Origin of the sequence: Sphingomonas astragali, assembly GCF_051400615.1 — a bacterium.
In the GTDB taxonomy this organism is placed as follows: domain Bacteria; phylum Pseudomonadota; class Alphaproteobacteria; order Sphingomonadales; family Sphingomonadaceae; genus Sphingomonas.
In genome coordinates this window covers 526,456-540,022 of sequence record NZ_JBLFFH010000001.1, presented here as the reverse complement: position 1 = coordinate 540,022, position 13,567 = coordinate 526,456, and the positions used below count along the sequence as shown (strand labels likewise).

13 protein-coding genes are annotated in these 13,567 nt (G+C 69.5%); 9 read left to right on the top strand and 4 right to left on the bottom strand.

The features are described from left to right. Positions 1 to 83: 83 nt before the first annotated feature. Positions 84 to 398: a hypothetical protein gene (locus tag ACMGER_RS02655; RefSeq protein WP_436810573.1), complete on the bottom strand. Its 315-nt coding sequence runs from the start codon at positions 396 to 398 to the stop codon at positions 84 to 86. A gap of 241 nt (positions 399 to 639) precedes the next feature. Here ACMGER_RS02655 and ACMGER_RS02650 point away from each other — a divergent pair, with 241 nt between their 5' ends. The 4 genes from ACMGER_RS02650 to ACMGER_RS02635 all read left to right on the top strand — a co-directional run bounded on the left by ACMGER_RS02650 (position 640) and on the right by ACMGER_RS02635 (position 5,007). Further along, entirely contained in the window at positions 640 to 942 is a 303-nt protein-coding gene (locus ACMGER_RS02650) for a hypothetical protein (RefSeq protein ID WP_436810572.1), read from the top strand. An 89-nt stretch (positions 943 to 1,031) separates the two neighbouring features. Continuing rightward, entirely contained in the window at positions 1,032 to 1,730 is a 699-nt protein-coding gene (locus tag ACMGER_RS02645; protein ID WP_436810571.1) for a hypothetical protein, read from the top strand. A 67-nt stretch (positions 1,731 to 1,797) separates the two neighbouring features. Next, positions 1,798 to 4,077, top strand: a complete 2,280-nt coding sequence (ptsP, locus tag ACMGER_RS02640; protein ID WP_436810570.1) for a phosphoenolpyruvate--protein phosphotransferase — start codon at positions 1,798 to 1,800, stop codon at positions 4,075 to 4,077. A 48-nt stretch (positions 4,078 to 4,125) separates the two neighbouring features. Next, the gene (locus ACMGER_RS02635; RefSeq protein WP_436810569.1) at positions 4,126 to 5,007 is read left to right on the top strand and encodes a helix-turn-helix domain-containing protein; all 882 of its coding nucleotides are present in this window, start codon (positions 4,126 to 4,128) and stop codon (positions 5,005 to 5,007) included. A gap of 173 nt (positions 5,008 to 5,180) precedes the next feature. Here ACMGER_RS02635 and ACMGER_RS02630 read toward each other — a convergent pair whose 3' ends face one another. From ACMGER_RS02630 to ACMGER_RS02620, 3 genes are all read right to left on the bottom strand, one after another. After that, a complete protein-coding gene (locus ACMGER_RS02630) occupies positions 5,181 to 6,473 on the bottom strand; it encodes a homoserine dehydrogenase (protein WP_436810568.1) in 1,293 nt (430 codons plus the stop codon). 112 nt (positions 6,474 to 6,585) lie between these two features. Further along, positions 6,586 to 7,914, bottom strand: a complete 1,329-nt coding sequence (locus ACMGER_RS02625) for a PQQ-dependent sugar dehydrogenase (protein ID WP_436810567.1) — start codon at positions 7,912 to 7,914, stop codon at positions 6,586 to 6,588. Positions 7,915 to 7,973: 59 nt separating this feature from the next. Next, positions 7,974 to 8,564 carry a TetR/AcrR family transcriptional regulator gene (locus tag ACMGER_RS02620; RefSeq protein ID WP_436810566.1) on the bottom strand — a complete coding sequence of 197 codons (591 nt, stop codon included), beginning with the start codon at positions 8,562 to 8,564 and terminating at the stop codon, positions 7,974 to 7,976. 85 nt (positions 8,565 to 8,649) lie between these two features. Between ACMGER_RS02620 and ACMGER_RS02615 the strand changes: the two genes are divergently transcribed. From ACMGER_RS02615 to ACMGER_RS02595, 5 genes are all read left to right on the top strand, one after another. After that, entirely contained in the window at positions 8,650 to 9,267 is a 618-nt protein-coding gene (locus ACMGER_RS02615; protein ID WP_436810565.1) for a glutathione binding-like protein, read from the top strand. Positions 9,268 to 9,396: 129 nt separating this feature from the next. Continuing rightward, positions 9,397 to 10,557, top strand: a complete 1,161-nt coding sequence (gene crtY, locus ACMGER_RS02610) for a lycopene beta-cyclase CrtY (protein ID WP_436810564.1) — start codon at positions 9,397 to 9,399, stop codon at positions 10,555 to 10,557. Then, positions 10,557 to 12,038 carry a phytoene desaturase gene (locus tag ACMGER_RS02605; RefSeq protein WP_436810563.1) on the top strand — a complete coding sequence of 494 codons (1,482 nt, stop codon included), beginning with the start codon at positions 10,557 to 10,559 and terminating at the stop codon, positions 12,036 to 12,038. The genes crtY and ACMGER_RS02605 overlap by 1 nt, the downstream gene beginning before the upstream one ends. Then, positions 12,035 to 12,616: an LOG family protein gene (locus ACMGER_RS02600; protein WP_436810562.1), complete on the top strand. Its 582-nt coding sequence runs from the start codon at positions 12,035 to 12,037 to the stop codon at positions 12,614 to 12,616. The genes ACMGER_RS02605 and ACMGER_RS02600 overlap by 4 nt, the downstream gene beginning before the upstream one ends. Then, on the top strand, positions 12,616 to 13,560 hold the full coding sequence (locus tag ACMGER_RS02595) for a phytoene/squalene synthase family protein (RefSeq protein WP_436811648.1): 945 nt from the start codon (positions 12,616 to 12,618) through the stop codon (positions 13,558 to 13,560). The genes ACMGER_RS02600 and ACMGER_RS02595 overlap by 1 nt, the downstream gene beginning before the upstream one ends. Positions 13,561 to 13,567 lie beyond the last annotated feature (7 nt).

Below are 13,567 nucleotides of genomic sequence, written 5' to 3'. Positions count from 1 at the left end.
AGGATAAGCGGCCAGAGGCATGTCCCGGCGGTCGACGATGAAACGGACAGCAAACCGTTCAGGCCCAGACGCCCGCCCGCGGCTCAATCGTCGCAATATTCCCAGCGGCCCGCATCGCAGGCGGCGACTGCGCGGCGCCAGGCTGCCATCTTGCGCGCATATTCGGCATGGGCGTCGGCATATGTGTCGCGCGCCTCGCGGTAGCTCTGCCAGTTCCTGGCGTCGCGTTGGCGGACATGGGCGAGTTGGTCCTGATTCATGCGCTTGATGATCGCGCGATCGCGCTCGCGCGCCGCCGCGCCGCGCCTCGTCGGATCGCGCGGATCGTCGGCAAGCGCCGCCGTCGGCAGCAGCGCTGCACTCGTTGCAAGCGCGCAGGCAAACGAACCGAACTTCATGAACATGCGCCCCTCCATGCCCTCGCGCCCATTATTCACCTGGCGGTCGACGCAAGGCAATCGATTTGCGACGAGCAGGGATGCCTGCCCCATGCAAGCAGGAAATTCGCCGGACCCGCGCGATGAGCACGCCGGCATCGTCCACTCACCCGAGCAGATGCACAGCCGGACAGAATCGGATTGTTGGAACAGGAGCGCTCGGCTCTGACTGTAACGGTTCGTTAACCATTGGAAGAATGCAATGTCGCCGTCCGTGACGAAACTGGCCCCTGCGGTTGTGATTTTGGTTGGTGCGCTGGGGCTGGGTGGCTGTGCCACCAAGGGGTTCGTGAGAGAGCAGGTCGCCACCGTGAGCCAGCGCGTCGACGCACTCGAGGCGAGATTGCAGGAGACCGACGGCACGGCGAAGTCGGCACTGTCGGAGGCGCAGGCCGCATCCGGGCAGGCGCAGAACAATGGCCAGCGTCTCGATCAGCTCAATGCCCGCGTGGACGGCATCGAGCAGCGGATGCAGGAGAATCAGCGGAAGCGGCCGCGTAATTGATGCCGCACGCGAGCGAATGCTGATCGGATCGTGATTTCCCGCGTCGGCCTTTTCTCGGGGCGGGCGTTACGTTTCGAACGCCCCGAGCGATGATCCATGTCCTTGTGGCGCTTGCCGGACTTGCGCTGACCGTTCCCGTGCCTGCACGGGCGGAGGGCGGTCGGCCGCCGGAAACGACAACGCCGTCGCGGCCGGGGAGTCGGAACGCCGAGAGCGGCGTGATCCGCTCGGCGACGACCACGCGCGTCGCCGATTGGATCGCCGCGTCGGGGGACAATGGTTCCCTGCCGTACATCATCATCGACAAGAAGGCGGCGTCGCTCTTTCTGTTCGATGCCAAGGGGAAGCCGCTCGGCAAGGCTCCGGTCCTGATCGGCGTCGCCGTCGGGGATGACGCCACCCCTGGCGTCGGCAGCAAGAATCTCGCCGAGATCGGTCCCGCGGAGAAGACGACGCCGGCCGGGCGATTCCTGGCGAAATACGGGCTGGCGGCCGGACGGCAACGGGTGCTCTGGGTCGATTATGCCACGTCGGTGGCGCTCCATCCGATCCCGCCAGGCGCCAGCAAGAAGGAACGGCGCCGCCAGCGGATGCTGTCGCCGACGGCGGACGACAACCGCATAACATTCGGGTGCATCAACGTGCCCTTGGCGCTTTACAACAAGGGCGTGCGTCCGCTTTTCCGGAAGAAGGGCGGATATGTCTATGTACTGCCCGACACCAAGCCGATCGAGGACGTTTTCCCCCGCCTGCGGGCTCGGACCTTCACGAACGCTGGCGTGCCCTGAATAGCAGGCGCCGGTATTGCAGGCGCTTGCGTTGGCACCCGCCCGATCTATCTGATAGCGCTGCGCCATGGCCTTCACCGCCGCCGCCTCCGCCCGCGAGATCCTGGTCCGCCTTCATGACGTGATGGCGGCGCGCACCACCGCGCAGGCCAAGCTCAATGCCGTGGTCGACATCATCGGCGAGGCGCTGGAGAGCGAGGTCTGCTCGATCTACCTGCTGCGCGAAGGCGTGCTCGAGCTGTTCGCGACGCGCGGACTCGACGAGGCGGCGGTGCACGTCACCAAGCTCGCGCCCGGCGAGGGCCTGGTCGGCACGATCGCCGCGAACGTCGAGACGCTGAACCTCGACGAGGCCGCGAGCCATCCCGACTTCGCCTATCGGCCCGAGACCGGCGAGGAGCGTTTCCACAGCTTCGCGGGCGTGCCGATCATCCGCCGCGAGCGTGCGGTGGGCGTGCTCGCGGTCCAGCATGTCGAGCCGCGGCGCTACGACGAGGTCGAGATCGAGGCGCTGCAGACGGTGGCGATGGTGCTCTCCGAGCTGATCGCCAACGCCGGCCTGATCGACATGACGGGCGGCGGCACCACTCGCCCGCAGTCGACCGCGACCGCGCGCATCAGCGGCTTCAAGCTGGTCGACGGCATGGGCGCGGGCGTCGCCGTGTTCCACCAGCCGCGCATCGTCATCGAGCACACCGTCGCCGAGGACATCGAAGAGGAGCGGCGCCGCGTCTATTCCGCGTTCGACAAAATGCGCGACCAGATCGAACGCATGGCCGCGCAGGCCGAGTTCGGCGTCGGCGGCGAGCATGACGAGGTGCTCGAGACCTACAAGATGTTCGCCTATGACGAGGGCTGGTCGCGCCGGATCAACGAGGCGATCGACAGCGGCCTCACCGCCGAGGCGGCGATCGAGCGCGTGCAGCAGCGCACCCGGATGCGGATGCGCGAGATCGACGATCCGCTGCTCAGGGATCGGATGCACGATCTGGAGGATCTCTCCAACCGGCTGCTGCGCATCGTCTCGGGCCGGCTCGGCACGGCGGCGCAGATGGGCCTCCGCGAGGATTCGATCCTGCTCGCGCGCAACCTGGGGCCGGCCGAGCTGCTCGAATACGACCGCCGGCGCCTCAAGGGCGTGGTGCTGGAGGAGGGCAGCCTGACCGCGCACGTCACCATCGTCGCGCGGGCGATGGGCGTGCCCGTGCTCGGCCGCGCGCGCGACATCCGCCGGCTGGTGGGGGAAGGCGACCGGCTGCTGCTCGACGTCACCTCCGAGAGCCTGATCGTCCGCCCGTCGGCGGCGATGGAGGAGGCGTTCGAGGCCAAGCTGGCGGTCGGGCAGAAGCGCCGCGCCGCCTTTGCCGCCCTGCGGGACCAGCCGCCGGTGACCAAGGACGGGCACCGGATCACCGTGATGGTCAATGCCGGGCTGCGCGACGACGTCGCCGCGCTCGACCTGACCGGCGCCGACGGCATCGGGCTGTTCCGCACCGAGTTCCAGTTCCTGGTCTCGGCGACGCTGCCCCAGCGCGAGCGCCAGCAGCGGCTGTACCGCGACGTGCTCGACGCCGCCGGGGATAAGCCCGTCATCTTCCGCACCGTCGATATCGGCGGGGACAAGGCGCTCCCCTACCTCAACCACGACGAGAACGGGGAGGAGGAGAACCCGGCGATGGGCTGGCGCGCGCTGCGGCTCGCGCTGGAGCGCGAGGGGCTGATGAAGGCGCAGGCGCGTGCGCTGATCGAGGCGGCGGCGGGGCGGCAGCTCAACGTCATGTTCCCGATGGTGAGCGAGCCGTGGGAGTTCGACGAGGCCAAGGCGCTGTTCGAGGCGCAGCGCGAATGGCTGGCCGGGCGCAATCGCAAGATGCCGCACGAGATCCGCTATGGCGCGATGCTGGAGGTGCCGGCGCTGGCCGAGGTGCTCGACCAGCTGCTGCCGCGGCTCGATTTCCTGTCGGTCGGCACCAACGACCTGACGCAGTTCCTGTTCGCGGCCGACCGCGCGCATCCCAAGCTGGCGCTGCGCTACGACTGGCTGAGCCCGTCGATCCTGCGCTTCCTCGCCCGGGTCGCGGCGCCGGCGCAGGCGCTGGACAAGCCGGTAGCGGTGTGCGGCGAGATGGGTGGGCGGCCGCTGGAGGCGATGGCGCTGATCGGGCTCGGCATCGACCGCATCTCGATCACGCCGGCGGCGGTGGGGCCGATCAAGGCGATGGTGCGCAGCCTCGACCGCGCCGCGATCGTGGCGCAGATGCGCGAGTGGCTCGCTGCGCCGCCGTCACGCGACCTGAGGGGCGTGCTGGAAGAATGGGCGCGGGCGCATGGGGTGGTGCTCGACTGACTCGGCAACGAATCGCGCTTTTCCGCCATTGACAAGCGCTTCGACCGCATGGGACACACCCGCGCGCTGCGGCTCGTGGCGTGGCTCCCCACGGAGACGGCAATGGTCGAAGGCGAGGCGCAAGGCGACGCGAATTTGTTCCCGAAACAGTCGGGCGAGGTCCTGCGCGACGCGCGGATCGCGCAGGGGCTGGAGATCGCCGACGTCGCCGCGCGCACGCGCATTCCCCAGCGCCACCTTGAGGCGATCGAAGCGGGCAACTATGCGAGCCTGCCGTCGACCACCTATGCGATCGGCTTCGCCAAATCCTATGCCCGCGCGGTCGGTGTCGACGAGGTGACGCTCGGCGCGCAGGTGCGGAGCGAGCTGTCGGTGATGCCGGGGCGCGAGCCGACGCCGCTCTACGAGGCCGACGAGCCTTCGCGAACCCCGCCGAGCGGGCTGGTATGGGGCGGGGCGCTGCTCGCGCTGCTGATCCTGGCCGGGATCGGCCTGTGGTACGGAACCGGCATCTTCCGCGGCGACAGCGCGCCCACGGCGGCCGAGGCGCCGGCGGAGCCGCAGGCGGCGCCGGCCGACACGGTGGCCGTCGCGGTGCCGACGCCGGCGCCCGCGCCGACCGGCGGCCAGGTCACGCTCACCGCCACCGACGAGGTGTGGGTGCGCGTCTACGATGCCGTGAACAACACGCTGCTGATGAAGACGCTGGCGCCCGGCGAGAGCTACGATGTGCCGATGGACGCCAATGGGCCGATGATCAACATCGGCCGGCCGGACAAGCTCCAGGTCACCGTCAACGGATCGCGCGTGGCGCCGCTCGGCGACGGCCGGGTCGCGATCAAGGACGTGCCGGTCAGCGCGACCGCGCTGCTCGCCCGCACCGCGCCGCCGGCCGCGGTGGACGGATCGAACGCCACTGCCACCCCCTAGGTGTTTCGCGCTTCACGAGCGCGCGGGACTGTTTGGAACCCGACCCGCGGATCTCATCAGGGCCAGCGGTCACATACGCCGCCTAAACAGGCCGGACACATGGCTGCTGTCGGCCAGAACGTCATTTCCAACTTCAAACCTCTTGTCCCGCGGGCGCCGTCCACACAAAACACCTAGCCGCCCAGCAGCGGCATCCACATCGGCTGGCCGGCCACGCTCTGCGATCCACGCAACTTGTCGAGCGCCTGCGCGACCGCGCGTTCCGGCACCTCGTGCGTGACGATCGCGACCAACACGCGGCCGTCCTCCGCGGCGCCGCGCTGGATCAGGCTCTCGATCGAGACGCCGGCATCCCGCATCGCCGCCGCGATCTCGGCGAGCACGCCGACCTTGTCGGGCACGGTGAAGCGCAGATACGCGCGCCCGCGCCGCTCGCCCGAATCGGCGATGGGCAGCTCGCTCAGTGAGGCGGCCGGCATCGCATAGGGCGGCCCGAACTCGCCGCGCGCGATGTCGATGAGGTCGGCGACGACGGCCGAGGCGGTCGGCCCGTCGCCGGCACCGGCGCCCTGGAACAGCAGGCGGCCGACGTAGTTGCCTTCCGCCACCACCGCATTGGTCGAGCCGACGACATGCGCGAGCGGGTGGTCGAGCGGGACGAGATGCGGATGAACGCGCTGGAACAGCCCGTGCGCACCGGCTTCGGCGATGCCGACCAGCCGCACGCGGAAGCCGAGCGCGGCCGCTTCGGCGATGTCGGCGGCGATGACGTGGCGGATTCCGGTCACTTCGACCCGGTCGAACGCCGGCCGCGTGCCGAAGGCGAGGCTGGCAAGGATCGACAGCTTGTGTGCGGCATCGACGCCGTCGATGTCGAAGCTGGGATCGGCCTCGGCATAGCCGAGCGCCTGCGCCTCGGCGAGGACGTCGCCGAAGCCGCGGCCTTCGGACTCCATCTTCGACAGGATGAAATTGCAGGTGCCGTTGAGGATGCCGTAGACGCGGCTGATCTCGTTGGCGGCGGCGCCTTCGCGCAGGCTCTTGACGACCGGCACGCCGCCCGCGACCGCCGCCTCGAACTTGAGCGGGGTGCCCTTGGCCTCGGCCGCCTCGGCGAGCTCGAGCCCGTGATGCGCCATCATCGCCTTATTGGCGGTGACGAAGCCCTTGCCCGCGGCGAGCGACGCACGCGCGAGCGCCAGCGCGGGCCCGTCCGAACCGCCGACCAGCTCGACCACCACGTCGGCGTCGCGATGATTGGCGAGCGCAGCCGTATCATCCACCCAGGCGAAGCGCGAGATGTCGACCCCGCGATCCTTGGCGCGGTCGCGCGCGGATACCGCCACCACCTCGATCGGCCGCCCCGCCCGCCGCGCGATCAGCTCGCGATTGGCGTCGATCAGCCGGATCACCCCGCCACCGACGGTGCCGAGGCCTGCCAGAGCGACGCGCAACGGTTCAGTCATTCGATAACCCTTCCAAGCGCCGGCTGCGCTAGCGGAAGGAGAGATGCCGGAACAAGCCCGACCTCGAAGAATTATTTCTTGGTTTGGCTCGGTCGGCCATGCGTGCGTTCGTCTACCGCGCCGCGCTGACCCGCCAGATCACGTTGCCGACGTCGTCGGCGACCAGCAGCGCGCCGGTCGCGTCGGTGATCACCCCGACCGGGCGCCCTTGGGCCTTGCCCTCGGCATTGAGGAAGCCGGTCAGCACATCGACGGGTTTGGCATTCGGCAGGGGGAAGCCGTTGTTGCCGAAGGGGACGTAGATCACCTTGTACCCCGCCGGGGGCACCCTGTTCCACGAGCCATGCAGGCCGATGAAGGCGCCGTTGGTGAAGGTCGGCCCGAGCTTGGCGTCGGCGGCGAAGCTGAGGCCGAGCGCGGCGGTATGTGCGCCGAGCGCATAGTCGGGACGCTTCGAATATTCCTGCAGCGCCGGATTGGCGGGCTCGACGCGCCTGTCCGGATAGCCGCCCCAATAATACCAGGGCCAGCCGAAATGGTCGCCGAGGTCGACCTCGGTCAGATAATCGGGCGGCAGGTCGGAGCCGAGCATGTCGCGTTCGTTCACCACCGTCCACAGCCGGCCGGTCTTGGGTTCGAACGCCATGCCGTTGGGATTGCGCAGCCCGGCGGCGAAGATGCGTAGCGCCTTCGTCTCCAGATTATATTCGAGGATGTTGGCGCGATACTTCTCCGCATCCAGGCCGTTCTCGGCGATGTTCGAGGCCGAACCCACGGTGATGTAGAGCAGCTTGCCGTCGGGGGAGGCGAGGAGGTTGCGCGCCCAGTGATTGCCGCCGCCGGGAAGCCGCGTCACATGCTCGGGCTTCGCCGTGATCCTGGTCTGGCCCGGCCTGAAGGGGAAGCGCACCACCGCGTCGGTGTTGGCGACGTAGAGCCAGTCGCCGATCAGCGCCATGCCGAACGGCGAGTTGAGACCGCCGACCAGCACCGTCCTTCCCTCGGCCACTCCGTCATGGTCGGCGTCGCGCAGCAGAGTGATGCGGTTGGCCGACGGCACGCCGGCGCCCGCGCGGCCCATCAGGCGGCGCATCACCCAGCCCTGGATGCCGCCGCCTTTACGCGGGGGCGAGTTGGTCTCGGCGACCAGGACGTCGCCGTTGGGCAGGCGATAAAGCCAGCGCGGATGATCGAGTCCCGCGGCGAAGGCCTGGACCTGAAGGCCCGGCGCCGCCTGCGGCCTGGCGCCGCTGCGCCAGCCGACCACGTCGGCGATCCTGACCGTCGGCACCGTCTGACGGCGCGGCTCGGTGATATCGGGGCGCGGACCCATGACCTGCTCGATCGGCGTCCGCGCCTGGTCGGGCCGGCTGATCCACCACCAGCCGGCGGCGACCACCGCCAGCACGAGAGCGAGGACGATCAGGATATGTCTGCGCATGGGTACCAGCCTAAGGCCCGGCGTGCGCGCACGCAATCGGCCGCAGCCAGCCGCGCGGGTCAGGCGATCAGATCGATCGCATTCCTCGCCAGCGCGTCCAGCTCCTCCTTGGGAGCGCCCGCCCGTGCGCGGACGCTGAGGGAATGGACGATGCCGGCGATGACGGGGGCGTGCGTCCTCGCGTGTTCGTCCCCTGCATCGGCGAGGAGGCGTTCGATCCGCTCATCCTCCATCGCGAGGAACCCGGCGAGCTGCGCGCGAACCTCCTCGTCGGCAACGGCGGCGGTGGCGGCGGTGGAGATGAAGACGCAGCCGGACGGGCGGTCCTCGCCCGTCAGATAGCCGTCGATGATCACGCGGAACATCGTCTCCAGCATCGGCCGCAGTGGCAGCCGCTGCTCGGCGAGGCGATCGAAGCCGCGCATCGCACGCGCATGAATGCGCTCGAGCGCTGCCAGGTAGAGCGCGCGCTTGTCGCCGAACGCCGAATAGAGGCTCGGCCGGTTGAGCCCGGTCGCGTCCGCCAGCTCGTCGAGCGAGGTGCCGGCATAGCCGCGCGTGCGGAACCGCTCCGTCGCCGCGGCGAGCGCGCGGTCGGGATCGAAGCTGCGCGGACGGCCGCGAGGACGGCCGGAAGTTTTTTGTACCATTTCGCAAGGAATCCTTGACCCGACCAATTTCATGCGAGACAGTATGAAAATCAAGTCCAATGGAGTCGCCAAGGAGTCCTATGTCATGAAACTCTATTTCATTCCTTTCGCCTGCAGCCTTGCGGCGCGGATCGCGGTGATCGAAGCCGAGCTCGATGCCGAGTTCGTGCAGGTGACGCCCGACGCGGTGCTCGCCGACGGGCGGCCGTTCCGGACGGTGAGCCCGATGGGCTACGTCCCCGCGCTGGAGACCGAGGCCGGCCTGATGCTGACCGAGGGCGCAGCAGTGCTCTCCTATATCGCCGATCTCGCTGCCGAGGGCGTGCTGGCGCCGCCGCTGGTCAGCGACGAGCGCTACCGCATGACGATGTGGCTCAATTTCGTCGCGACCGAGCTGCACAAATCGGTGTTCGCGCCGCTGATGGGCCGGACCGCCGGTCCCGAGGAGCGCGCGGCGGCGAAGGCGCGGGCGGCGCGGCCCTTCGCGGTGCTCGAGGCGCATTTCACGGAGGGACGGCCGTTCCTGGTCGAGACGTTCAGCGTGGCCGACGCCTATCTGCTCGCGGTGCTCAACTGGTGCGAGCACGCCGGCGTGCCGATCGAGGAGTGGCAGGCGGTGAAGGCCTGGCGTGCCGCAATCCGGCGGCGGCCCTCGGTGGCGCAGGCGATGGCCGAGGAGATGCCGCTGCTCAAGGCGGCCTAAGGAACGCTCCCCCCTCTTGCCGTCATCCCGGCTTTCGCGGGGATGACGGCGGATACGAGGCGAAGCTATTCCATAAAGACTGCCGTCAGGACTTAACGCGCCGACTGCGATCCGCTAGGCGCTGAGCGAATGGCAGCGGTCATCACCTGCGATGTCGCGATCGTGGGCGGCGGGCTCTCGGGCTGCCTGTTCGCGCTCGCGCTCGCCGAGCGGCGACCCGAGCTCAGCCTCCGGCTGGTCGAGGCGGGCGGGCGGCTCGGCGGCAATCATCTCTGGTCGTTCTTCGATCGCGACATCGCCCCAGCCCATCGCTGGCTGGTGGAGCCGCTGGTCGTCCACGCCTGGCGCGGCTACGACGTCGCCTTCCGCGGCCTGACCCGGCATATCGCCATGCCCTATCGAACGATCACCTCCGAGCGGATCGACGCGGCGGTGCGTAAGCGGCTGCCCGAGGGGGCGATCCTGGGGGGCCGCAAGGCGCTGGCGGCGAGCCCGACCAGCGTCATCCTGAACGGCGGCGAGCGCATCGAGGCGGGCGGCGTGATCGACTGCCGCGGCGCGGGCGACCTCACCGCGCTGAAGCTCGGCTGGCAGAAGTTCCTCGGGCGCGAGCTGGTGCTGGAGGCGCCGCACGGGCTCGAGCGGCCGATGATCATGGACGCGACCGTCGAGCAGATCGACGGCTATCGCTTCGTCTATACGCTGCCGCTCGCGCCCGACCGCGTCTTCGTCGAGGACACCTATTATTCCGATCGCCGGCCGGTCGACCGCAAGGCGCTGGCGCGGCGGATCGACGACTATGCCCGCGCGCGCGGCTGGACGATCGCGGGCGTGGCACGCGAGGAGGCGGGATCACTGCCGGTGGTGATCGGCGGCGACTTCGCGGCCTATTGGCGGTCGGGCGGCAACAAGGTGGCGAAGGGCGGAGTGCGCGCGGGGCTGTTCCACCCCACCACCAGCTATTCGCTGCCCGACGCGGTGCGGGCGGCGGTTCTGGTTGCGGAAGCCGAGGACCTGTCCGGTGCGGGGCTGCACGCGCTGCTTCGCGACCATGCGATGAAGGCCTGGCGGACGCGCTATTTCTACCGCCTGCTGGGAGCGATGTTGTTCCGTGCCGCCGAGCCGAGGGAGCGGTGGCGGGTGCTCCGGCGCTTCTACGGGCTGGACGAAGCGCTGATCGGACGCTTCTATGCCGGCCAGTCGAGCCTATGGGACAAGGCGCGGGTGCTCGCCGGCAGGCCGCCGGTGCCGCTCGGCCGCGCGTTCGCGGCGATCCGGGGAGTGAGATAATGCAGCGCGCGGTGATCATCGGCGCCGGCTTCGGCGGGCTCGCGCTCGGCATCCGGCTGCAGTCGGCGGGCATCGCCACCACCATCGTCGAGGCGCGCGACAAGCCCGGCGGGCGCGCGTACGTGTGGCGGCGCGACGGCTTCACCTTCGACGCGGGGCCGACCGTGATCACCGCGCCCGAGGCGCTGCGCGAGCTGTGGCGGCTGTCCGGCCGCGAGATGGCGGACGACGTCACCCTGGTGCCGGTCGATCCCTTCTATCGCCTCAGCTGGCCCGACGGGACCAGCTTCGACTATACCAACGACGACACGCGGCTGCGTTCCGAGATCGCCAGGCTCGATCCTGCCGACATCGCCGGCTATGCGCGCTTCCTGCAATATTCGACCGCGGTCTATGACGAAGGCTATGTCCGCCTCGGCGCGCAGCCGTTCCTCGACTGGCGGTCGATGGCGAAGGCCGCGCCGGCGCTGATGCAGCACCAGGCATGGCGGTCGGTCTACGCCACCGTATCGCGTTTCGTGAAGAACGAGAAGCTGAGGCAGGCGCTGAGCTTTCACACCTTGCTGGTCGGCGGCAACCCGATGACGGCGAGCGCGGTCTACGCCCTGATCCACAAGCTCGAACGCGACGGCGGGGTGTGGTTCGCGATGGGCGGCACGGGGCAGCTCGTCGCCGGGATGGCGCGGCAGTTCGAGCGGCTGGGCGGGACGCTGCGGCTCGATGCGCGGGTCGAGACGATCGAGACGCTCGGCGACCGCGCGACCGGAGTGACCTTGGCGGGCGGGGAGACGATCCCGGCCGATGCGGTGGCGTCCAACGCCGACCTCGTCCATACCTACCGCCACCTGCTGCGCGCCTCGCGCTCGGCGCAGCGGCAGGCGGAGCGGCTGGAGCGCAAGCGCTTCTCGCCGTCGCTGTTCGTCGTGCATTTCGGCATCAGGGGAAGCTGGCCCGGTATCCCGCACCACATGGTGCTGTTCGGGCCGCGCTATCAGGAGCTGCTCGCCGATATCTACGATCATGGATTGCTGAGCGAGGATCTCGCGCTCTACCTGCATCATCCGACGGTGACCGATCCGGACCTCGCACCCCCGGGCCATTCGACCTTCTATGCGCTGGCGCCGGTGCCGCACCTCGGCAAGTTCCCCGCCGACTGGGAGCAGGTCCGCCCGATCCTGGAGAAGCGCATCCTCGACGAGGTCGGGCGGCGGCTGATCCCCGACATCCACGAGCGGATCGTCACCAAGTTCAGCTATGCGCCGACCGATTTCCGCGACGACCTGGGCGCCCATCTGGGCAGCGCGTTCAGCCTGGAACCGATCCTGACGCAGAGCGCCTGGTTCCGCGCGCACAACCGCGACGACGCGATCCCCAACCTCTATCTGGTCGGCGCGGGAACGCATCCGGGCGCGGGCATCCCCGGCGTGGTCGCGAGCGCCAAGGCGACCGCGGGGCTGATGTTGGAAGGGAGCGTGAAGTGAAGCGTCTTGCGGTCTATTGCGGTTCGGCGACACCGGCCGATCCGGTCTATGTCGAGTCCGCCCGCATGGTCGGCCGCGCCCTCGCCGAGCGCGGCATCGGCTTGGTCTACGGCGGGGGACGCAAGGGACTGATGGGCGCGGTGGCGGACAGCGCGCTCGCGGCCGGCGGCGAGGTGATCGGGGTGATCCCGCAGGCGCTGGTCGACGCCGAGGTGGCGCACCGCGGTCTCACCGAACTGCACATCGTCGGCACGATGCACGAGCGCAAGCAGGCGTTCACCGACCTGTCCGACGGCTTCGTGACCTTGCCCGGCGGCACCGGCACGATGGACGAATTGTGGGAAGCGATGAGCTGGGCGCAGATCGGCTATCACGCCAAGCCGGTGGGCCTGCTCAACGTCGCCGGCTTCTACGACGGGCTGATCGCGTTCGTGCGGACGATGGGCGAGGTCGGTTTCCTGCGCCCGCAGCACCAGGGGCTGCTGATCGTCGACGAGACGCTGGACGGGCTGCTCGGAAAGATGGCTGAGTTCCGGCCAGCCGCCACCATCGCCCAGATCGGCGCCAAGGATCTGTGATCGAGCGACCCAGTCGAGCGGCACTCGTCGCCACGGCGGGCGAGATCATCGGTGTGGGCTCGCGGAGCTTTGCCGCGGCGAGCCGGCTGCTCGACCGTACCAGCCGGGAGCGGGCTTGGCTGCTCTACGCCTGGTGCCGCGCGTGCGACGACCTCGCCGACGGCCAGCTGCTGGGGCAGGGCGACGAAGCGGCGGGCGATCCGGCGGCCCGACTGGCAGCGATCCGCGAGCGGACGGACGCGGTGCTGGCGGGCGAATGGGTCGGCGATCCGGCGTTCGACGGGCTGCGTTTCGTCGTCGCCGAGACGGGGATGCCGCGCGGCTTCATCGACGACCTGGTCGCCGGCTTCGCGCTCGATACCGAAGGATGGCGGCCGCGGAGCGAGGATGATCTCCATCGCTATTGCTATCACGTCGCCGGCACGGTCGGCTGCATGATGGCGGTGGTGATGGGAGCCGATGCGGCCGATGCGGACACGCTCGACCGCGCGAGCGATCTCGGCATCGCCTTCCAGCTCGCCAACATCTCGCGGGACATAGGCGAGGATCATGCCATGGGGCGCTGCTACCTGCCCGAGGCATGGCTGGCCGAGCAGGGAATCGCGCGCGAGCGGCTTATGGATCCGGCGTTCCGACCCGGGCTGGTGGTGCTGGCGGCGCGGCTGGTCGAGCGCGCCGCCGCCTATGAGGCGAGCGCGCGAGTCGGCACGCGACGGCTCGGCTTCCGGGCGGGCTGGGCGGCGTTGGCGGCCGCGCGCATCTATGGCGGGATCGGACGCAAGGTCACGACGGCGGGTGGAGCAGCATGGGAGCGGCGCATCTCCACCTCGGCAGCCGAGAAGCTCTCAGCAATCGGGGCGAGTTGGTGGGAGACGGCGGGGCGCGAGCGGCTCTATCGGCCGGTGCCGAGACCCGCCGGCCTATGGACGCGGCCGCGATCCTGATCCGCTC

Excerpts from the sequence above, each read along its gene's own strand:
- ACMGER_RS02625 (WP_436810567.1), bottom strand. The coding sequence starts at position 7,914 with ATGCGCAGACATATCCTGATCGTCCTCGCTCTCGTGCTGGCGGTGGTC.
- ACMGER_RS02630 (WP_436810568.1), bottom strand. The coding sequence starts at position 6,473 with ATGACTGAACCGTTGCGCGTCGCTCTGGCAGGCCTCGGCACCGTCGGT.
- ACMGER_RS02605 (WP_436810563.1), top strand. The coding sequence starts at position 10,557 with ATGCAGCGCGCGGTGATCATCGGCGCCGGCTTCGGCGGGCTCGCGCTC.
- ACMGER_RS02650 (WP_436810572.1), top strand. The coding sequence starts at position 640 with ATGTCGCCGTCCGTGACGAAACTGGCCCCTGCGGTTGTGATTTTGGTT.
- ACMGER_RS02635 (WP_436810569.1), top strand. The coding sequence starts at position 4,126 with ATGGGACACACCCGCGCGCTGCGGCTCGTGGCGTGGCTCCCCACGGAG.
- ACMGER_RS02655 (WP_436810573.1), bottom strand. The coding sequence starts at position 398 with ATGAAGTTCGGTTCGTTTGCCTGCGCGCTTGCAACGAGTGCAGCGCTG.
- ACMGER_RS02645 (WP_436810571.1), top strand. The coding sequence starts at position 1,032 with ATGATCCATGTCCTTGTGGCGCTTGCCGGACTTGCGCTGACCGTTCCC.
- ACMGER_RS02620 (WP_436810566.1), bottom strand. The coding sequence starts at position 8,564 with ATGGTACAAAAAACTTCCGGCCGTCCTCGCGGCCGTCCGCGCAGCTTC.
- ACMGER_RS02615 (WP_436810565.1), top strand. The coding sequence starts at position 8,650 with ATGAAACTCTATTTCATTCCTTTCGCCTGCAGCCTTGCGGCGCGGATC.
- ptsP (WP_436810570.1), top strand. The coding sequence starts at position 1,798 with ATGGCCTTCACCGCCGCCGCCTCCGCCCGCGAGATCCTGGTCCGCCTT.
- crtY (WP_436810564.1), top strand. The coding sequence starts at position 9,397 with ATGGCAGCGGTCATCACCTGCGATGTCGCGATCGTGGGCGGCGGGCTC.